The sequence below is a fragment of the Thermobaculum terrenum ATCC BAA-798 genome (assembly GCF_000025005.1).
GTDB lineage: Bacteria > Chloroflexota > Chloroflexia > Thermobaculales > Thermobaculaceae > Thermobaculum > Thermobaculum terrenum.
On record NC_013526.1, the window covers coordinates 203,080 to 221,615 of the forward strand.

20 protein-coding genes are annotated in these 18,536 nt (G+C 64.7%); 10 read left to right on the forward strand and 10 right to left on the reverse strand.

All coding sequences use genetic code 11. The features are described 5' to 3' along the window. Positions 1-23 precede the first annotated feature (23 nt). A complete protein-coding gene (locus tag TTER_RS10510; RefSeq protein ID WP_012876005.1) occupies positions 24-824 on the reverse strand; it encodes a TIGR01458 family HAD-type hydrolase in 801 nt (266 codons plus the stop codon). A gap of 175 nt (positions 825-999) precedes the next feature. On the opposite strand from TTER_RS10510, the gene TTER_RS10515 reads away from it, so the two are divergent. The 5 genes from TTER_RS10515 (at position 1,000) to TTER_RS10535 (ending at position 7,167) form a co-directional block, all read left to right on the forward strand. Next, positions 1,000-2,046 (forward strand): ABC transporter ATP-binding protein, encoded by a 1,047-nt coding sequence (locus tag TTER_RS10515; protein ID WP_012876006.1) that lies wholly within the window; start codon positions 1,000-1,002, stop codon positions 2,044-2,046. Between the two features lie 129 nt (positions 2,047-2,175). Then, positions 2,176-4,059 (forward strand): ABC transporter substrate-binding protein, encoded by a 1,884-nt coding sequence (locus TTER_RS10520; RefSeq protein WP_012876007.1) that lies wholly within the window; start codon positions 2,176-2,178, stop codon positions 4,057-4,059. A gap of 70 nt (positions 4,060-4,129) precedes the next feature. Further along, complete coding sequence (locus TTER_RS10525) at positions 4,130-5,107, forward strand: ABC transporter permease (RefSeq protein ID WP_012876008.1); 978 nt, start codon at positions 4,130-4,132, stop codon at positions 5,105-5,107. Positions 5,108-5,123: 16 nt separating this feature from the next. After that, positions 5,124-6,158: an ABC transporter permease gene (locus tag TTER_RS10530; RefSeq protein ID WP_012876009.1), complete on the forward strand. Its 1,035-nt coding sequence runs from the start codon at positions 5,124-5,126 to the stop codon at positions 6,156-6,158. A gap of 7 nt (positions 6,159-6,165) precedes the next feature. Continuing rightward, on the forward strand, positions 6,166-7,167 hold the full coding sequence (locus tag TTER_RS10535; RefSeq protein WP_012876010.1) for an ABC transporter ATP-binding protein: 1,002 nt from the start codon (positions 6,166-6,168) through the stop codon (positions 7,165-7,167). Positions 7,168-7,184: 17 nt separating this feature from the next. Here TTER_RS10535 and TTER_RS10540 read toward each other — a convergent pair whose 3' ends face one another. The 6 genes from TTER_RS10540 to TTER_RS10565 form a co-directional block, all read right to left on the reverse strand. Next, on the reverse strand, positions 7,185-7,553 hold the full coding sequence (locus tag TTER_RS10540) for an ArsR/SmtB family transcription factor (RefSeq protein WP_012876011.1): 369 nt from the start codon (positions 7,551-7,553) through the stop codon (positions 7,185-7,187). 205 nt (positions 7,554-7,758) lie between these two features. Next, complete coding sequence (locus TTER_RS10545; protein WP_012876012.1) at positions 7,759-8,823, reverse strand: permease; 1,065 nt, start codon at positions 8,821-8,823, stop codon at positions 7,759-7,761. A gap of 71 nt (positions 8,824-8,894) precedes the next feature. Beyond that, a complete protein-coding gene (locus TTER_RS10550) occupies positions 8,895-9,584 on the reverse strand; it encodes a cytochrome c biogenesis CcdA family protein (RefSeq protein ID WP_012876013.1) in 690 nt (229 codons plus the stop codon). Continuing rightward, on the reverse strand, positions 9,581-10,180 hold the full coding sequence (locus tag TTER_RS10555) for a TlpA family protein disulfide reductase (protein ID WP_012876014.1): 600 nt from the start codon (positions 10,178-10,180) through the stop codon (positions 9,581-9,583). Before TTER_RS10555 ends, TTER_RS10550 begins: the two co-directional genes overlap by 4 nt. Continuing rightward, positions 10,164-10,484, reverse strand: coding sequence for a hypothetical protein (locus TTER_RS10560; RefSeq protein WP_012876015.1), 321 nt, complete (start codon positions 10,482-10,484; stop codon positions 10,164-10,166). The genes TTER_RS10555 and TTER_RS10560 overlap by 17 nt, the downstream gene beginning before the upstream one ends. Positions 10,485-10,508: 24 nt before the next feature. Beyond that, complete coding sequence (locus tag TTER_RS10565; protein ID WP_012876016.1) at positions 10,509-11,126, reverse strand: hypothetical protein; 618 nt, start codon at positions 11,124-11,126, stop codon at positions 10,509-10,511. A gap of 159 nt (positions 11,127-11,285) precedes the next feature. On the opposite strand from TTER_RS10565, the gene TTER_RS15830 reads away from it, so the two are divergent. The 5 genes from TTER_RS15830 (at position 11,286) to TTER_RS10590 (ending at position 14,477) form a co-directional block, all read left to right on the forward strand. Continuing rightward, on the forward strand, positions 11,286-11,492 hold the full coding sequence (locus tag TTER_RS15830; RefSeq protein ID WP_169302683.1) for a rhodanese-like domain-containing protein: 207 nt from the start codon (positions 11,286-11,288) through the stop codon (positions 11,490-11,492). Then, a complete protein-coding gene (locus tag TTER_RS15835; protein ID WP_012876018.1) occupies positions 11,489-11,962 on the forward strand; it encodes a CBS domain-containing protein in 474 nt (157 codons plus the stop codon). Before TTER_RS15830 ends, TTER_RS15835 begins: the two co-directional genes overlap by 4 nt. Before the next feature lie 80 nt (positions 11,963-12,042). Continuing rightward, positions 12,043-12,270, forward strand: a complete 228-nt coding sequence (locus tag TTER_RS10580) for a hypothetical protein (protein ID WP_012876019.1) — start codon at positions 12,043-12,045, stop codon at positions 12,268-12,270. Beyond that, positions 12,257-13,909 carry a mercury(II) reductase gene (gene merA / locus TTER_RS10585; RefSeq protein WP_012876020.1) on the forward strand — a complete coding sequence of 551 codons (1,653 nt, stop codon included), beginning with the start codon at positions 12,257-12,259 and terminating at the stop codon, positions 13,907-13,909. The genes TTER_RS10580 and merA overlap by 14 nt, the downstream gene beginning before the upstream one ends. A 166-nt stretch (positions 13,910-14,075) precedes the next feature. Next, the gene (locus tag TTER_RS10590; RefSeq protein WP_012876021.1) at positions 14,076-14,477 is read left to right on the forward strand and encodes an alkylmercury lyase family protein; all 402 of its coding nucleotides are present in this window, start codon (positions 14,076-14,078) and stop codon (positions 14,475-14,477) included. A gap of 262 nt (positions 14,478-14,739) precedes the next feature. On the opposite strand, the gene TTER_RS10595 is transcribed toward TTER_RS10590, so the two are convergent. The 3 genes from TTER_RS10595 to kdpB are packed head-to-tail and all read right to left on the reverse strand — an operon-like array spanning position 14,740 to position 18,535. Continuing rightward, the gene (locus TTER_RS10595; protein WP_148211992.1) at positions 14,740-15,966 is read right to left on the reverse strand and encodes a sensor protein KdpD; all 1,227 of its coding nucleotides are present in this window, start codon (positions 15,964-15,966) and stop codon (positions 14,740-14,742) included. Further along, positions 15,897-16,484: a K(+)-transporting ATPase subunit C gene (gene kdpC, locus TTER_RS10600; RefSeq protein ID WP_012876023.1), complete on the reverse strand. Its 588-nt coding sequence runs from the start codon at positions 16,482-16,484 to the stop codon at positions 15,897-15,899. Before kdpC ends, TTER_RS10595 begins: the two co-directional genes overlap by 70 nt. Before the next feature lie 11 nt (positions 16,485-16,495). Beyond that, positions 16,496-18,535, reverse strand: a complete 2,040-nt coding sequence (gene kdpB / locus TTER_RS10605; protein ID WP_012876024.1) for a potassium-transporting ATPase subunit KdpB — start codon at positions 18,533-18,535, stop codon at positions 16,496-16,498. Between the last annotated feature and the right edge of the window lies 1 nt (position 18,536).

The window sequence follows — 18,536 nt, forward strand, 5'->3', positions numbered from 1 at the left end:
GACAAGATGGCCCCGGAGGCAAGCTACGGGCTGCCCGCTGCCGACCGCACGGCGGACAGGAAGTGGTCCACGAAGTCCGGGAAGGAGTCGTGCACCTCGTCCGGTGGGGGGTCGTAGCGCGCCTCGTCGCCCGGACGGTACTTCCCGGTCCGCACCAACACGCCCAGGCCAGCACCAGCCCTCTTGGCGGCGGCCACGTCCACGTCGGCGTCGTCGCCCACCATCGCCACATCCCCCAGCTTGAGCCTCATCGAGTGGGCGGCCTCCTCGAACATCTTGGGCTCGGGCTTGCCGAACACGATCGCCTGCCTCCCCGTGGCCTCCTCGAACAGCGCCACGAAGGGCCCCACGTCCAGGGCTGGACCATCGGGAGCTCGCCAGATGCGTGTCCTCCCGAGGGCTATGAGCTGGGAGCCCCCTAGCAGAAACCTCAGGATGCGGTTCAACCGGCCGTACGTCACGTCCTCCCCCATGTCGCCGAGCACGACGTAGCGCGGGCGCCTGTCGTCCTCGCGCACGCCCACCTCCTGGAAGTCCTCCTTGGCCTCGTCCCTGACGGCCAGGTAGGCGGAAGCCCGCTTGGAGACGAGGAACCTAGCTGCAGCCACCGCGGGGGTGAATATCTCCTCGGTGTCCACTGAGTAGCCCATGGACTGCAGTCGCATCGCCAGCGCCCGCCTGCTGCGCTGGGAGGAGTTGGAGACTAAGCGGTAGGGAACGCCCTCGGAGGCGAGGGCCCTTAGAGCCTCAGGCCCGCGGGGCACGGACCTACCCGCGTCCACCAACACCCCATCTATATCCAGTAGCAAACCTTTGATCTGCATTACCTACCACCTGCCTAATGATCCTACAGCCGATTGTACAATAATTGTGGAATGGAAATTATCCCTGGCAGCTCTTGACAAAAAAATGCATAAGATATATCTTTTACCGCAGGTAGTAAACGAACCATATAATTTAGTCTCTTTATAATCTTTAGTTTACAGGAAGGGAGCATTAGTGGCAGGAGAAGATAGGAATGGGCACTTGCCTATCTTGCGGATACGCCATCTCACGAAGCACTTCCCCGTTGGCACGCTCTTCTCGCGCAAGAGCGTGCACGCCCTGGAGGACGTGAGCTTCGACATAGGTAAGGGCAAGGTGGTCGCCCTGGTAGGGGAGTCGGGCAGCGGCAAGAGCACCACTGCTCGACTCATAGCCAGGCTCATACCGGCGACGAGCGGCGAGATCGTCTTCAAGGGTCGGAACGTCCTCAAGGAGGAGCCCCGCAAGGCCTCGCTGGAGTACCGCAGCCAGGTGCAGATGGTGTTCCAGGACCCCTTTGGGTCGCTCAACCCCGTGCACACGATCCGACATCACCTGGAGCGCCCGCTGCTGATCCACAAGAAGGTGCGGGGCAAGGAGGAGCTCCGGGACAGGGTGCATGAGCTGTTGGCGTCCGTGGGGCTCAATCCCCCCGAGGACTTCGCCTCCAAGTACCCCCACCAGCTCTCGGGCGGGCAGAGGCAGAGGGTGGCGTTTGCCCGGGCCCTGGCCGTGGATCCCGAGCTGATGCTCGCGGACGAGCCCATCTCGATGCTGGACGTCTCGATCCGCATAGGCATCCTCAACCTCATGGAGCGCCTGAAGGAGGAGCGGGGCATCAGCTATCTTTACATAACTCATGATATCGCCAGCGCCCGCTACATAGGGGACGAGGTCAACGTCATGTACGCCGGCCGCATGGTGGAGGGCGGGGACAGCGAGGCGGTGATCACGCGTCCCGCGCACCCCTACACGCGCCTGCTGCTCTCGGCGGTGCCGGATCCCCATGCGGGGCTGCGCAAGCGAGGAGTGGAGGCTAGGGGAGAGGTGCCATCGCTTATAGATCCTCCCCCTGGATGTCCGTTTGCCCCCAGGTGCCCTCACGTCATGGACATCTGTAGGAAGGTGATGCCCGGGGTCGAGGTGGTGGAGCCCAACCACTGGGTGCGCTGCCATCTGTACGGCCCTGGGAGGGACGTGGAGGTCGATAGCTCTCGAGCTGTGAGCTCATCTAGTACCTGAGGGTTGTTGTGCGCTGTAAAGGAGGTGATCCTATAGGGTAGGTCTGCAGCCCTTTTCTCTGGTCTTGCCCACATACTGTCCATATCAGTGTTCGATTCACATACATGTTTACAGAAAGGAGTAGCTAGTATGGCAGAAGGCAACAAGCTCGACAGGAGGAAGTTCCTGCGCATGTCAGCTGCGGCGGCCGGCAGTGTGGTGTTGGTGGCGTGTGGGGGCGGGGCCGGTGGGACTCCCACTACTACTACCGGAGGGGCGGCTTCTCCTAGCCCATCTGGAGCATCTCCCAGCCCTTCCGCGGCCTCACCATCACCCAGCCCCTCTGGTGCCTCGCCCAGCCCGTCCGGAGCTTCTCCCAGCTCATCAGCCGCATCGCCATCCCCTTCACCTGCGCAGACGCCAGCTGCTTCCCCGGCAGCAAGCACGACCCCAGGTGGCACTACAGGGGGCGGCAAGGCGCTCACGGTCTCCGCGCAGCTGCAGTCTACCTGGATACGTAACTTCAACCCGTTCTCGGCCAACAACCTTTGGCCGACTACCAACGGCATTTACGAACCCTTAATCATATACAACACTGTCAAGCAGCAGGTGGTGCCATGGCTCGCCACTAAGTGGGAGTGGAGTGATGACAACAAGACCCTTACTTTCACCATACGCGATGGTGTCAAGTGGTCCGATGGTCAACCCATGACTGCCAAGGACGTAGAGTTTACATTTAATTATATGCACCAGAACAAAGGTCTTGTAGGTGGTGGGTCTGGAGCCTGGGAGTACCTAGCTTCGGTCAAGGCGCTGGACGAGAAGACCGTGCAGTTCAAGTTCAAGAAGCTCTATACCATCGGCTTCTACGATATAGGTGGGCAGGTAATCGTGCCGGAGCACATCTGGAAAGATATCAAGGATCCTGCGAAGTTCACCAACCCCAATCCTGTAGCTACCGGACCGTTCACGCAGGTCAAGACCTTCCGAAATCAGGTGTACGAGCTGGGGAAGAACCCTAACTACTGGCAGCAGGGCAAGCCCTACGTAGAGGTCCTACGCATGCCGGCTTATCCAGGTAATGATCAGGCCAACCTGGCGACGATCAAGGGAGAGGTGGATTGGGCTGCAAACTTCATCCCCGACATCCAGCGCACCTTTGTGGCCAAGGACCCGCAGCACTTCGGCTATTGGTTCCCAGCCTTGGGTGCGGATGTGATGCTCTACTTGAATACTACTAAGAAGCCCTTCGATGACCCCAACGTTCGCAAGGCCATCAGCATGGCGATCAACCGTGACCAGATAGCCAAGGTTGCTGAGTACAATTACACTCACCCAGCAGACGCCACAGGGCTGAGCGACGCCTACAGTACCTGGAAGAGCCAGGAGGCCGTACAGAAGGGAGATTGGGTCAAGTACGACCCCAACAAGGCCAACCAGATGCTGGACGCTGCCGGCCTCAGGAGAGGAGCTGGAGGCATCCGCACCTTCCAGGGCAGGCCGCTGGTTTATCAGCTGTACGTGGTTGCTGGGTGGACGGACTGGGTGTCTGCTTGCCAGATAATGGCGCAGAACCTTAAGCAGGTGGGCATCAACGTATCCGTCAAGAGCTACGACTACAACGTCTGGTTCGACAAGGTGCAGAAGGGAGACTTCGATATGTCCATCGGCTGGAGCTCAGGTGGCCCCACGCCCTTCAACTTCTATAGAGGACAGATGTCGCGTCTGACTTACCAACCTATAGGTACGCCCTCGGGCGAGAACTGGCACAGGTACAAGAACGATCAGGCCGACAAGCTACTGGATCAGTTCGCTTCGACCTCGGACATTAACGAGCAGAAGAAGATCGCTGAGCAGTTGCAGCTGCTGTTCGTGGAGAATGCGCCCTCCCTGCCATTATTCCCGGGCCCGATGTGGTACGAATACAACACCCGCAGGTTTACAGACTTCCCCAACGAGAAAAACCCCTATGCTGTAGGATCCACCTGGATGCCCGAGGCATTGATAGTGCTAACCACGGTTAAGCCGGAGTAGTAAGTACGTGGTGTCGGGGTTTTCTCTCCCGACACCATCGATCCTTTGAGTGAGGGAAAGGAACGGTGCTATGAGGTTCTTGCTAAGGAGGATAAGTTTCTACTTGATAGCAGCCTGGGCTTCCATCACGCTGAACTTCTTCCTGCCGCGCGCCATGCCGGGGGACCCGGCATCGGTGATCTTCGCGTCCTTCAGGGGGCAGCTTCGGCCCGAGCAGCTGCAGAGCCTCAAGGAGGCCTACGGCTTCGTGGAGGGTCCACTGTGGAAGCAGTACCTAACGTACCTGGGGCAGATAGCATCCCTCAACTTCGGGATCTCCATCTCGTCCTTCCCGGCGAAGGTTACCACCGTGATATCCACGGGCCTAGCCTGGACCCTACTGCTGGGCGCTGTGACCCTCGTCATAGGCTTCCTCCTGGGGAACTTCCTGGGGGTGCTGGCAGCCTGGAAGCGGGGAGGTTGGGTGGACACGGTGCTGCCTCCTCTGACTATATTCGTGGGGTCATTCCCGTACTTCTGGTTAGCGATGCTACTCCTCTTCCTGTTGGGATTCAAAATGGGCGTATTCCCTATGGGGCATGCGTACGCCGATAACCTGGCGCCCCAGCTCAGCCTGAGGTTCGTATGGAGCGTGATCTACCACATGATCCTGCCAGCCCTCACGATCATCGTCGTCTCGATCGGTGGGTGGCTGCTCGGGATGCGCAACACGATGATCTCGGTGCTCGGGGAGGACTACGTGACGATGGCCGAGGCCAAGGGGTTACCCCAGCGGCGGGTGATGCTGAACTACGCCGCCCGCAACGCCCTGCTGCCGAGCGTCACCTCGTTCGGCATGGCGCTGGGCTTCGTCGTCAGCGGCCAAATAGTCACGGAGATAGTGTTCAGCTACCCGGGGGTTGGCTATCAGCTCTACAGGGCTGTGCAGAACCTCGACTACCCACTCATGCAGGCGCTGTTCCTGATGATCACCCTGGCGGTGCTCGTGGCCAATCTGTTGGTGGATATACTCTATGTAAGGCTTGATCCTCGCGTGAGGGTCAGGTAGAGCTGCGGAGGTAGAGATGGCAACTACGGATCCCAAGGACAAGGTAGATACCGTGGAGGTGTCGCCCACGGGGCAGGCGACCGTGATCCCCACCGGCCTGCCGGCTGCCAGGGCCGAGCGCTGGCGCTGGGTGAGGATGATGCTCTCCAACCGCAAGGCCCTGGTGGGGTTCGTGATCATAGGCGTGTTCATCCTGATGGCGATCTTCGCGCCTATCATAGCCCCCGGCGACCCCAACGCCTTCGTCGGCCCGCCCAATCAGCCTCCCTCCAGGCAGTACATCCTGGGCACCAACGGCCAGGGGGCCGACATGTTCGCCCAGCTGGTGTGGGGCGCCAGGACATCCCTGGGCATAGCGTTCGCGGTCGGTATAGTCACCACGCTCGTAGGCATAGTGATAGGCATGACCGCCGGCTACGTCGGCGGCAGAGTGGACGACGTCCTGTCGATGTTCATGAACATCGTGCTGATCATCCCGGGGCTGCCGCTGTTGGTGGTCCTGGCCACCTTCCTGCCTCCCGGGCCGCTGACGATAGTGCTGGTGCTGGCGGCCACCGGTTGGCCCTGGGGTGCCAGGGTGCTCCGATCGCAGACGCTGTCGTTGCGGGAGAAGGACTTCGTGGCCGCGGCGATCGTGAGCGGTGAGAGCACCCCGCGCATCATCTTCAGGGAGATACTGCCCAACATGACCTCCATCGTCGTGGCCGGCTTCTTCGGGAGCGTGACCTACGCTATAGGTGCCGAGGCAGGGCTCGAGTTCCTGGGCCTGGGCAACGTGAGCACCGTCACCTGGGGCACGATCCTGTTCTGGGCGCAAAACAATGCAGGGCTGCTCACCGGCGCCTGGTGGACGTTCGTCCCCGCTGGCCTGGCCATAGCCCTGGTGGCTTTCGCATTCTCTCTAATCAACTACGCTGTGGATGAGATCACGAATCCGAGACTTCGAGCAGAAAGGGAAGGTTCCTATGTCCTCAGAAAGCACAAGATCCCGTTCAGCAGAGCCACGCCTGTCCTCAGAGCCGAGCAGGAAAGCGCTGCTGGAGGTCGATGACCTGCATGTGGAGTACGTCACCGGCAGGGGGCCGGTGAGGGCGGTCGAGGGGGTCTCCTTCTCGATCGCCCCGGGCGAGGTGTTCGGGCTGGCAGGTGAGTCAGGCTGCGGCAAGTCCACGGTGGCACACGCGATCATGCGCATTTTGCGCCCGCCGGCGATCATCACCGGCGGCAGGATAGCCTTCCAGGGTAGGGACGTGCTGGCCATGAGTGACGAGGAGCTGGAGCGCTTCCGCTGGGCGTCCGTGTCCATGGTCTTCCAGAGCGCCATGAACTCGCTCAACCCCGTCATGACCATCGGAGACCAGATCGTGGACGCGATCACCTCTCACTCGGACCTCTCCAAGAAGCAGGCCTGGGAGAGAGCGGCCGAGCTGCTGGAGATCGTGGGCATAGAGCCCTCCCGCCTGCGCTCCTACCCCCACCAGCTGTCGGGAGGCATGCGGCAGAGGGCGGTCATAGCGACGGCCCTGGCGCTCAACCCGCCCCTCATGATCATGGACGAGCCCACCACGGCGCTCGATGTGGTGGTGCAGAAGGAGATCATGCAGCAGATAGAGGAGCTCAAGGACAGGCTCGGCTTCTCCATCCTGTTCATCACGCACGACCTGTCGCTCCTGGTGGAGTTCTCCGATCGCATAGCCATCATGTACGCGGGCGAGATCGTCGAGATGGCCCCGGCGCGCGAGCTGTTCAGCAACCCGCTGCATCCCTACACCTACGGCCTGATGAACTCCTTCCCGTCCATCAGCGGCGAGAAGCGTAAGCTGACCGGCATCCCGGGATCCCCTCCAGACCTGCTGCACCCTCCCAGCGGGTGCAGGTTCCACCCCAGATGCCCGTACGTCCAGCCCATGTTCAAGGAGGTAGCGCCCCGCCTGCGTGAGGTGACGCCGGGGCACTTCGTGGCCTGCCACCTGTACGATGGTTGTCAGCCCGGCCAGAGCCAAGTCTCCCTCAAGGCTGCGGTGGGCGGGGAGCTAAAGTTCGGGGAGATGCCCAAGTAGGGTACGGGGAGAGGGTGCTAGTAGGAGGGCACCCCCTCCCCGTCGAGCTTGCCACAGCTGGCGAGCGACCGGGCGAAGTGCTCCACCCTGTCGTTGGCGATCTCCAGCAGCTCCCGGAGCTGCTCGTCGGCTAGGCTGTAGTAGATGAAGCTGCCCTTGCGGCGGACGGACACCAACCCACACCAGCGCAAGCACGCCAGGTGGTTCGATACCCTGCTCTGGGACATGCCCAGCCTGCTCACGATCTCGGAGACGTTCTTCTCCCCCTCCAGCAGGAGCTCCAGGATGCCCATGCGCACGGGGTCCCCCAACACGCGGAAGAACCTGGCCTTGAGCTCCGTGCTGCTGTAGGGCTCGGGTGCCCCCTGGGTCATGGACTCACTCAAACGACGATCCTCCTGTGCGATGTATCCACCCTCTATTATATAGACAGAGCAAGCGCCGGGCCTAATCCCGGGTCTCGGGCGCCCATCAGGGTGTGGCTGGTCCCCACCTAGATGCCGGGGCTGGGCGGGGTCAGCCCTGCCGATCCGAGGGGATCCTCGAGCTGTGGGGTGCCGAGCGCGGCGGGCGCTGATGCACCCCCGCCGTTTAGGTCGCCATGACCGCCGCGGCGATAGCTGCGGCGAGCACCCCGCACGCGCACGTGAGCGCGGACAATAGCAGGAGCACCCTCCTGGGGAAGCTCGTCCAGACCATGGCGATCGAGGGCAAGCTGATAGGCGCCAGCGTCATCAGCAGTGCCGCCGCGGGGGCCGGCCCAAGCCCCGCAGCCAGCATCGCCTGGACGATCGGGACCTCGCCGGCGGTGGGGATCACGAACAGAGTGCCCAGCAGCGCCAGCAGGATCACGCCCCACCAGGGTACGGATGCGCTCTGCAGATCGGGGAAGAAGTAGGCCCTCAGCGCCCCCAGCAGCAGCACTATCACCACGTATTCGGGCACCAGCTTCACGAGCAGGCTCACGAAGTTGCGGACCCACCTCTGGATGGGGTTGCCCTCGCCCACGGTGGGCTGGGGGTCGTACACCCCAGCCAGGTCCACCCGTTCGGAGTCCGCCAGCCTGCCCGCGATCGCCGCTGACCCGAGCACCAGCGCCAGGCCCAGCACCAGGCGCAGCAGCGCCCAGCGCCAACCGAGCACGAAGAGCATGAACACGATCACCGCGGGGTTGAGCGTCGGGTTGCCCAGGAAGAACGCTGTCGCGCTGCCCACGGACGCCCCACGCCTCCGGATGCCCCTGACCACCGGGGCGACGCAGCAGGTACACATCATGCACGGCAGCGCCAGCAGCGCCCCCAGGGCGGAGGCCCGCAGCCCACGGCTGCCCAGGAGCCGCATCAGCCAATCGCGCGGGATGAAGGTCTCGATGGTGGTGGCCATCAGCAGCCCCAACAGCATAGCCTGCCACACGGCCTTGAAGTAGGTCAGGGCGTAGCCCACGCCGCTCGCCAGCGATGGGCGCGGCATGCTCCCCGAGCGGTCGTAGACTATGGGGTTGCCCAGCGAGTGGGTCGCCAGCGCCCGCAGCGCCTTGTGGAAGTACGGATCCCATTTGACGAGGTACAGGCCAACCAGTGCCAGGCCCAGCAGCAGAGCTACGCCGACCAAGCCCTCGCGCCGGTAGCTCCGCACAGGGGTCAGCTCGGAGCTCATCTCCACCTCCTGCAGCACAAGCAACTTATGATAGGTAACTATGTAACTACTCGGTAGTATACCTCAGACCGTTACCGCAGGGCGAGCAAGCTCAGCTGGTAGTAGATCAGGTACAGGCCGGCCAGCAGGACGATCGCCGCGCTCACCCTCTGCACGTACGGGAGCACCCCCTTCAGCCACGCCACGGCGATGCTCCCAGCGGCAGCGACCGCCACCGCGACCCCCGTCACCACGACGCCCATGCCCAGCGCGTAGCTCACGAACGCCAGCAGCCCGGCGAGCGCTCCCCCGGCGGCGACCGATGCCCCGATCGCCACCAGGAAGATGGGCAGGGTGCAGGAGAGGGAGGCGAGTGCGTACCCCACCCCCAAAGCGAAGAACGAAGCCACCCCGCCTCCTCTGCGCACCCGCACGCCCGGCACCCACCGCAGGTGCAGCTGATGTCCCGTCAGGAGGTAGGCCCCCAGCAGCACCAAGGCCGCTCCCACCAGGAGCGAGACGTACGGCATGTAGCCCATGATGGCCCTGCTGCCCAGGGTCAGCAGCACCCCGAACACGAGGAACACGCCGATGAACCCCAGGGTCATCGTCAGGCCGAACAGCAGCCCCGCGGCCAGCCTGCCCGCACTTGGGCGCTCGGTGGGGGAGGCGACCTCATGCAGGATGTAGGCCAGCAGCGCCGGCAACATGGCGAAGCCGCAGGGGTTGAACGCCGCCACTAACCCCGCCGAGAAGGCCAGCGCGATGGGGGCCGAGCTCATCTCAGCGCCTCCTGTACTGCCGCCTCGAGCTCCCCGGGGGAAGTGCCGCCCTCGAACCTGGCGACCACCCTCCCCTGACGGTCGATGATCACCTTGGTGTCCGCGACCTGCACGCCGTAGGCCGTGGTTACCTTGTAGTCGCGGTCGACCGCCCAGCCGTAGTCGCCGCCGTTGGTCTGCTGCTTGAACCTCAGGAGGTCTCCCCTGCCGTCGTCGCTCTCGACGTCCAGCACCAGTACCTGCAGCCCCTGGCCGTGGTACTTGTCGTACAGCTGGTTCAGTTTAGCTATCTCGGGGATGCAGGAGTAGCACCAGGGGGCGGTGAACATGAGCACCACCGCCTTGCCCCTGTGGGCGGAGAGCGAGAAGGTACTCCCATCCAGGGTGGTCACGCTGAAGTCCGGAGCCAGCTGCCGGGACGAGCTCGCCGTCTGCCCCGGTCCCTGGGCCGACCCTGGCTGCCTCCCGTTAGATAGCAGCAGGGCTCCCACCACGGCCGTGGCCAGCACGAGCACCGCAACGGGCAGGATCAACCCGGCGCCGCGCCAGCCGGCAGTGGCCCTCTGAGCACCGACCTTCTTATTTGTGGACGACATCCTCGACCTCCTGCCTTTGTTGAGACTCCGCAGAGAGGGGCGCGGCGCTGCAGCAATCCATCTCCTGGCTCTGGGCGGCGCGCTCGCCTCCGCCCGAGCCCAGCAGCTTGACGCCCATGGCGATCGCGAACACGAAGTAGGCCAACGCGCCGAGCCCGATGATCAGGGGGTTGCTGGTCAACAGGGACCCCAGGGCAGTGCCGCCGAGCAGCCCCACTAGCAGGGGCAGGGTCAGCGGCAGATGGCATGGGCAGGCGATAACCCCAGTGCCCAGCAGCAACAACCCGACGGCTTTACGTAACATAGGCCAAACCTCCCTCAGTGATTCCTAGTTGGTCGGTGGCAGGGGACACCCGCAGCCCACGGGCAGAGGCTTCCCCCGCCTGTCCACGAGCACCAGCCTGACCTTGACGTCCTTCCCCAGATGGGCCTTGATCTGGTGCGTGATGAGGTCGAGCGCCGGGGCTGGGTCCGGGCGCCTGGGGCTCAGGCGCAGGTAGATGGACGCGCCCACTGGGGAACCACCGGCCCTGGCTTCTTCCAGCAGCCTTACCAGCCGAGCGCGAAACCTGGCGTCTCGCAGCGCTGGGCTGCTGATGCGCACCTCTCGCAGCCGGGGCCACACCAGCACATCCACCGTGCGCGGGCGCACCCACTGCTTGGTCGCCCGCGATGGCGGCTTGCCGGGGCCACCGGCCCTTCGAGGTGCAGCGGGCCTGGCTCCCACCCTCGCCTGCGTGCTGCTCTCCCTGAGGGCTGAACCCTTCGTGGGAGTGGGACGCGCTCGCGTGGCCCCAGGGTTGGGTCTGAGGTCGATGGCAGCTTGCGCGACCGGCGTCGGCCCCTCACCTAGCGCATGGGTCGTCTTGTCCCCGCAGCCGGCTATAAGTGCTCCCAGGAGCATCCAGGCCAGCAGGCCAAGAGCTACCTTGATGTATCTGCCCACGGTCCCGCACCTCGTCCTTTGCAATAATTCATGCAACAGTGATATCATAAATTACTGATATAACTTATACCCGGAAGACCTGGGTGTCAAGCGCCAGGGGTGGCAAGCTCCATGTTATATCAAGTATGGATGATATATTAGCCCCTTGCAGGAGGTGTAATGATGCCGAAAGCGGTGGATCGGCGAGAGGTGATGGCCCTGCGGGAAGCGGGCGCCCAGCTGGTGGAAGTGCTCTCCAGGGAGGAGTACGAGCTGGAGTATCTGCCGGGTGCGGTCAGCCTGCCGCTGCGGGAGCTGGGTGGACGTGCCAGGGTGATCCTGGATCTCTCCAGGCCGGTCGTGGTCTACTGCCACAACCACCAGTGAGACATGAGCGCAAGGCCGCGTGGCGGCTCGAGAGCCTGGGTTTTGAGGAGGTGTACAGGTACACGGCCGGCAAAGCCGATTGGATGGCCGCTGGCTTGCCATTGGAGGGCGAGAGGGCGGGCATACCCAGGGTGGGCGGTGTGGCCAGGAGGGACGTGCCGACCTGCGAGCTGGGCGAGAGGGTGAGCGACTTCCTGGAGCGAGCGCAGGGATCCGGCTGGCCTTTGGCCGTGGTGGTGAACGAGGTGCGCGTGGTGCTGGGGCTGTTGGACCTCGAGCGCATCGATCGGGGTGCCTCAGTCATGCTGGTGCAGGACGTGATGGTTGAGGGACCGGTTACCTACAGGCCGTCGGTGCCCGCAGTGGAGGCCGCCGGTCGTCTCAGGGAGAGGGGTGTGTCGTACGTGCTGGTAACGACCAGTGATGGTGAGCTGGTGGGCGTCTTCTTCGCCCAGGATGTGAGGGGGTAAGCATGGCACGAGATCGAGGTCTGCTGCAGAGGACGCTGCTGGAGGTCGATGACATGACCTGAGAGCGCTGTGGCGAGAGGGTGCGGTCTGCACTCATAGAGCTTGTGGGCGTCGTGCGAGCGGATGTGGATTGGCAGACCGGCACGGCCGAGGTGTACCACGCCGCGGAGCTGGCGCCGGAGGCGTTGGTGCGAGCGGTCGAGGAGGCATCCAGGGGCACGGTGCACCACTACACCGCCCGGGTGGTGAGCTCGGAGCAACAAGAGCATCAAACATGTATAGGAGATATCTGCGATGACAACGGATGAGGCTAGGCACTACAGGATGAGGATACAGGGCATGACCTGCAGCCACTGCGCCGAGGTGGTCACGGGGGCGCTGGAGGGAGCAGGAGCCCAGGAGGTGAGCGTGGATTACCTCAAGGGTGAGGCTAACTTCCGCTTCGCGGGGGACCTGAGCACCCTGCGGCAGGCGGTGATCGAGGCCGGCTACGTGCCCGACGGCGTGGTCGACGTGACCCAGGAGGGGCGCGGCGGGGCGATGCACGACGGTCACGACTACGACCTCGTGGTGGTGGGCTCGGGCGGTGCAGCCTTCGCTGGCGCCATCAGGGCGACGGAGCTGGGCGCCCGGGTGCTCATGATCGAGAGGGGTACCGTGGGCGGTACCTGCGTCAACGTGGGTTGCATCCCCAGCAAGTTCCTCCTGCGCTCGGCGGAGGTGTACCACGAGGCGGCCCATCACCCCTACCGTGGCGTCGAGACCCGCGCCTCCTCGGTCGACCTGGGAGAGCTCGTCCGGCAGAAGGGGGAGCTCACCGAGCGGCTCCGCCAGGAGAAGTACCTGGACCTGATAGGTGAGTACGGCTGGGAGCTGGAGCTGGGCGAGGCTCGCTTCGTTGACGAGGGCACCCTGGAGGTGAACGGCCACAGGGTGAGGGGCAGGCACTACCTGTTGGCGACTGGTGCTCGCCCCGCCGTGCCCCCGATACCGGGGCTGGAGGAGGCGGGCTACATCACGAGCACCACCGCGATGGAGCTGGATCACGTCCCCGAGTCGCTGCTCATCATAGGGGCGGGGTACGTGGCGCTCGAGCTGGGGATGGTCTTCCGCCGGCTGGGGAGCCAGGTGACGATCATGCAGCGGGGAGGCAGGATACTGAGGGAGTACGATCCCGAGGTGTCGGATGCGGTGATGGAGGTGCTCCGGCGGGAGGGGATATCAGTGCTCACCGGGGCAAGGGTCCAGCGCGTCCTGCGCGACGGCGGCTCCAAGCTCCTGGAGGTGCGTACCGGAGACGGCACCCTCACCCTGAGGGGAGAGGAGGTCCTCGTGGCCACCGGCAGGAGCCCCAACGTGGAGGCGCTGGATCTCCCCGTGGCCGGCGTGCAGCTGGACGATACCGGCGCGGTAGCCGTGGACGAGGCCCAGAGGACCACCAACCCCAGGGTGTGGGCTGCGGGCGACGTCACCCGGACGCCACAGTTCGTGTACGTGGCCGCCTACGAGGGCGGGCTGGCGGCGGGCAACGCGCTCACGGGCGCCAGGACCTACAGGGACCTGAGTGCCCTCCCCAGCGTGATCTTCACCCAGCCCCAGATAGCCTCGGTGGGGATGACCGAGGCGGAGGCCAGGGCCAAGGGCCTGGAGGTCAGGACGTCGACCCTGCCGCTGGACGCCGTGCCCAGGGCCCGGGTGAACGGGGACGGCCTGGGGCTCTTCAAGCTCGTGGCCGAGGCCTCCTCCGACAGGCTGCTCGGCGCCCAGGTGGTGGCGGAGAACGCGGGCGACGTGATCTACGCCGCGGTGCTGGCGACGAGGTTCGGGCTGAGGGTCTCCGACCTGCTCGACACCTTCGCCCCCTACCTCACGATGGCGGAGGGGCTCAAGCTCGCGGCGCAGTCCTTCAGCCGCGACGTAAAGAAGCTGTCCTGCTGCGCAGCCTAGCATCAGATGTAAGGCAGCCAAGGGCCGGTCAATGACAGCCAGATATGTAAGATGAAAGATATCTGATGAGCTATAGGCAGATAGAGCTACCTGAAGAGCTAATAGAGCGCCTCGCGCAGGTCCTAGATCTACCGGAGGATGCTCGGCACGAACACTAGGGGATCTTGTGGATGCCCTCTCCAAGGAGACGCCGAGGATACGCCCCGAGGTGGATGCGGGCGGGAAACGCCTCTACGTGCACTGCTTCATGGACGCTCTGATGGCGCCGACCGTGCTGGGGTATGAGTCGGTCAGCGTGCGCTCCGATAGCCCGTCGGGCGGGCAGGTGATGGCGCACGTGACCGGGCGGACTGTGGAGGCCTGGCCGGAGGGTGAGGTGGTGTCCTTCGGTGCGGCGCGGTCCGGGAAGGGGCCGGTGCAGGAGCTCCTCTGCCCCTACATCAACGCCTTTCCGTCCCGCCAGGACTACGAGCGGTGGGCGCGCGAGACCCCCGAGGCCGTCACCATAGCCCTGTCGCTGGAGGAGGCGTTCGCCCTTGCTCGCGGCCTGGCCGCCACGAGGCCGTGAGCGGCTACAGGTTGCTGGCTGCGTTACGGCCGCGCTGCTGATGGGAGTAGATGCACACCCTGGGTAGTGGCAGGTGGCGTGATCCTCCCGTATCCGGCCGCCTCCGATGGTGGCCTCGGCTTATCCGTCAACCACCGGCGCCCATTGGTGCTCCTTGGGAGCGCCCGCGTCTCCCGACAGCTTTCCCCATGCCGGGCTCGTTGCTGACTCTGCTCTTGGCTGAGGTGAGTACCTGGAGGGCGACTGTGGAGTCGTGCCCGAGCTAGTCCTGCTCGGCCTGGTCAGCTACGATGATCAGGTCGATGTCCTTGGCCTTCCACAGCAGCCGCTCGGGGACGGACCCCCTTAGCAGGTGCCGCCAGCGGGACCCCCTCGGCCTGCCGAGCACTACGGTGCCGACGTTGTGCTCTTTGGCCAGCTCCAGCAGTTGCGCGGCGATATCTTGCCCTTGGGAGCGCAGGCATTTAGCTCCCAGGTCTTCCGCGTACTGCAGCAGCTGTGCCAGCTGGCGCCGCGCTTCGGGGCTGGCCCTGGCCCAGGCGGGGGTCTCCACAAAGGCCACTAGCAGGTCCGTACCGTACCGCTGGGCTCGCCGCCAGCCCCTCTGTATGAGGATGCGGGATCGCGGGTGCGCGTCGATCGCCACCAGCACTTTATCCCCCACAGGCCATATCTGCTCGATGTCGTGTTGGCGCATGTACGCTTCCAGGTCCTGCTCCGCCCTTTCGGCCATCTTGCGCAACGCCAGCTCGCGCAGCGCGGAGAGGTTGCCCTCTCGGAAGAAGCCCCTCAGGGCGGCCTCCACCTGCTCCGGGGGATAGACGTTGCCGTGGCGTATCCGCTGTCGCAGGGAGTGAGGTGACATGTCCACGAGCTCCAGCTCGTCCGCCTGGTCCACCACCCAGTCGGGCACCCGCTCCCTAACAGGCGAGCCCGTGATGTCCTCCACCAGGTCGGCGAAGCTCTCTATGTGCTGGACGTTGAGCGTCGAGATCACCGTGATGCCGTGGTCCAGGATATCTTGGACCTCTTGCCAGCGCTTCTCATGTCGAGCACAACCCGGCACGTTCGTGTGTGCTAGCTCGTCCACCAGCGCCACCGCCGGGCGTCGCCGGATGATCGCCTCGGTGTCCATCTCCTCGACCATCCTTCCCTTGTACTCGCACCGACGGGGCGGCACTACCTCCAGTCCCCTTAACGCCTCCAGTGTCTTGGGCCTCCCGTGGGTCTCCACCCAGCCGACGACGCAGTCCGTGCCCCGGGACTTGCGTCGGTGCAGCTCCATGAGAGCGGCGTACGTCTTGCCGACCCCGGCGGCCATCCCCAGGTAGATCTTCAGCCTCCCCCTGGAGCCGCTACCTGCCTGGCGCCGCACACGCTCGAGCATCTCCTCTGCTGACGGCCGCCGCTCCTCCATAGCTAACCTCCGAGCCTGTCCAGCGCTGAGTTGAGCTCGACCACGTTGACCCTCGGCTCTCCCAGTATCCACAGCTGCCGGCCACGGGCGTGCTGCAGGACCAGGTTGCGCAGCCTGGCCTGCGGCACGCCGCGTGCGCGCGCCACCCTCGGCACCTGGAGTAGGGCGTTCTCCAGGGAGATGTCCGGGTCCAGGCCACTGCCCGACGCCGTGACCGCGTCCGCCGGTACTGCTTGCCCCGGACTCAGGGCGTTCTCCTGCCTGTACTGGGCCGTCCTCTGCGCCACCAGCGTCAACCATCTCTGGTTGGTGGGCGCTAGGTTAGACCCGCCTGATGCCAGCGGATCGTAGCCTCCTTCCCCGGCTGCGGAGGGCCTCGGGTGGAAATACCTCGGGCTCGTGAAGCTTTGACCTATGAGCTCGGAGCCACGCACCCGTCCGCTGGCGTCCATCAGCAGGCTGCCGCCCGCTTGGTGGGGGAAGGCCAGCTGAGCCACGGCCGTCAACAGCAGGGGGTAGCCCAGCCCGGTGAGCACGGTGAGCGCGGCCAACAGCAGCAGCGCGCTAGCTAGGTTCGATCGCAGGGACATCCTCGCACCTCCTAAGATAGACCTAGAGCTGTGACCAGTATGTCGATCAGCTTGATGCCCATGAAGGGTGCCACCACTCCCCCCAGCCCGTAGATCAGCAGGTTGCGCCTCAGCAGCTGGGCCGCCGGGGCTGGCCTGTAGGCGACTCCGCGCATGGCCAGCGGTACCAGGGCGATGATGATCAGCGCGTTGAAGATCACCGCCGACAGGATGGCGCTGTGGGGATCGTGCAGCCCCATCAAGTTGAGCGCCGAGAGCTGCGGGTAGGCCCGCGCGAAGATCGCCGGCACGATCGCGAAGTACTTGGCCACGTCGTTGGCTATGGAGAAGGTGGTGATGGCTCCCCTGGTGATCAGCAGCTGCTTGCCCAGGATGATCACCTCGATCAGCTTGGTGGGGTTGGAGTCGAGGTCTACCATATTGGCCGCCTCCTTGGCGGCGGCCGTGCCGGAGTGCATGGCCAGGGCCACGTCCGCCTGCGCCAGCGCTGGGGCGTCGTTGGTGCCGTCGCCGGTCATGGCCACTACGTGACCCGCTGCCTGCTGCTCCCGGATTATCTGGATCTTGTCCTCCGGCTTGGCCTCGGCCACGAAGTCGTCCACTCCCGCCTCGCGAGCTATGGTGCGAGCGGTCAATGGGTTGTCCCCGGTGACCATGATGGTCTTGACTCCCATCTTCCGGAACTCCTCGAATCGCTGCCGTAGGCCTGGTTTGACGGTGTCTTTGAGGTACACCACCCCGACCACGCGGGAGTCCTGCGTCACCAGGAGGGGGGTACCCCCCTCCTGCGCTATCGCCTCCACCCGGGCCCGCACCTCCGGCCCCACCGAGTACGAGGTGGTGGCCAAGATGGCGTCCGGTGCTCCCTTGAGGTACTCATGGCCCTGGGTGCGCAGGCCGCTGAGCCGCCTCTGTGCGCTGAAAGGTATGACCTCGGCGTCCCTGGGCATCTCCAGCTGGACGCCCAACCTGGTGCACAGCTCGAGCAGGCTCTTGCCCTCCGGGGTGTCGTCCCCCAGGCTGGCCAGGTAGGCTGCGGTGGCCGCCTCCTGCTGGGAGGCCCCGCCCACCGGGACGACCTCGGCCGCCAGGCGGTTGCCGTAGGTGATGGTGCCCGTCTTGTCCAGGAGCAGGACGTCGACGTCGCCGGCCGCCTCGATGGCCCTGCCGGACATCGCCATCACGTTGAACCTCGCGACGCGGTCCATGCCAGCTATGCCTATCGCCGAGAGCAGCCCACCGATGGTGGTGGGGATGAGGCACACAAACAGCGCCGCCAGCTCCGTGAGCGAGACGCTCGCGCCCGAGTATTGCCCAAAGGGGGGCAGGGTGCCCACCACCAGCAGGAATATCAGGGTGAGGCCCGCCAGCAGGATGGTCAGCGCGAGCTCGTTGGGTGTCTTCTGGCGCTGGGCGCCCTCCACCAGGGCGATCATCCTGTCCAGGAAGCTCTCCCCGGGGTCGGCTGTGACCACTATCTTGAGCCAGTCGGCGACCACTCTGGTGCCCGCCGTGACGGTGGATCGCGTGTCGGTGCCGGGCTCCTTGAGCACCGGCGTGGACTCCCCGGTGATGGCGGACTCGTTCACGAGGGCCACGCCCTCCACTACCTCCCCGTCGGCGGGTATGATCTCCTCCGCTCGGACCAGGACCACGTCCCCCTTGCGGAGATGGCCGGCATCTACCAGCTCCTCCCGGCCATCTCGGAGCCTCCTGGCCACAGTCTCCTGCTTCGTCGCCCTCAGGGCGTCGGCCTGGGCCTTCCCCCTAGCCTCGGCCAGCGACTCGGCCAAGTTGGCGAACAGCACCGTGAACCAGAGCCAGGCGCTGATCTGTAGGCTGAAGAGCCTGCCTCCCGAGGCCGCGCCGCCCGGCGCCCACCAGGCGGCCAACGTAGCCAGGGAGACGGCGATGCTCACCATCTCCACGACGAATATCACCGGGCTGCGCACCAGCTGCCAGGGCGCCAGTTTGCGCAGCGCATCCAGCGCGGCCCTGGTCAGCAGCTGTCGGGACCAGGTGTTGACCTTAGCCTGCTTGTGCCTCGCCATC

Excerpts from the sequence above, each read along its gene's own strand:
- TTER_RS10520 (WP_012876007.1), top strand. The coding sequence starts at position 2,176 with ATGGCAGAAGGCAACAAGCTCGACAGGAGGAAGTTCCTGCGCATGTCA.
- kdpC (WP_012876023.1), bottom strand. The coding sequence starts at position 16,484 with ATGTCCCTGCGATCGAACCTAGCTAGCGCGCTGCTGCTGTTGGCCGCG.
- TTER_RS10545 (WP_012876012.1), bottom strand. The coding sequence starts at position 8,823 with ATGAGCTCCGAGCTGACCCCTGTGCGGAGCTACCGGCGCGAGGGCTTG.
- TTER_RS10530 (WP_012876009.1), top strand. The coding sequence starts at position 5,124 with ATGGCAACTACGGATCCCAAGGACAAGGTAGATACCGTGGAGGTGTCG.
- kdpB (WP_012876024.1), bottom strand. The coding sequence starts at position 18,535 with ATGGCGAGGCACAAGCAGGCTAAGGTCAACACCTGGTCCCGACAGCTG.
- merA (WP_012876020.1), top strand. The coding sequence starts at position 12,257 with ATGACAACGGATGAGGCTAGGCACTACAGGATGAGGATACAGGGCATG.
- TTER_RS15830 (WP_169302683.1), top strand. The coding sequence starts at position 11,286 with ATGATGCCGAAAGCGGTGGATCGGCGAGAGGTGATGGCCCTGCGGGAA.
- TTER_RS10555 (WP_012876014.1), bottom strand. The coding sequence starts at position 10,180 with ATGTCGTCCACAAATAAGAAGGTCGGTGCTCAGAGGGCCACTGCCGGC.
- TTER_RS10510 (WP_012876005.1), bottom strand. The coding sequence starts at position 824 with ATGCAGATCAAAGGTTTGCTACTGGATATAGATGGGGTGTTGGTGGAC.
- TTER_RS10550 (WP_012876013.1), bottom strand. The coding sequence starts at position 9,584 with ATGAGCTCGGCCCCCATCGCGCTGGCCTTCTCGGCGGGGTTAGTGGCG.
- TTER_RS10525 (WP_012876008.1), top strand. The coding sequence starts at position 4,130 with ATGAGGTTCTTGCTAAGGAGGATAAGTTTCTACTTGATAGCAGCCTGG.
- TTER_RS10560 (WP_012876015.1), bottom strand. The coding sequence starts at position 10,484 with ATGTTACGTAAAGCCGTCGGGTTGTTGCTGCTGGGCACTGGGGTTATC.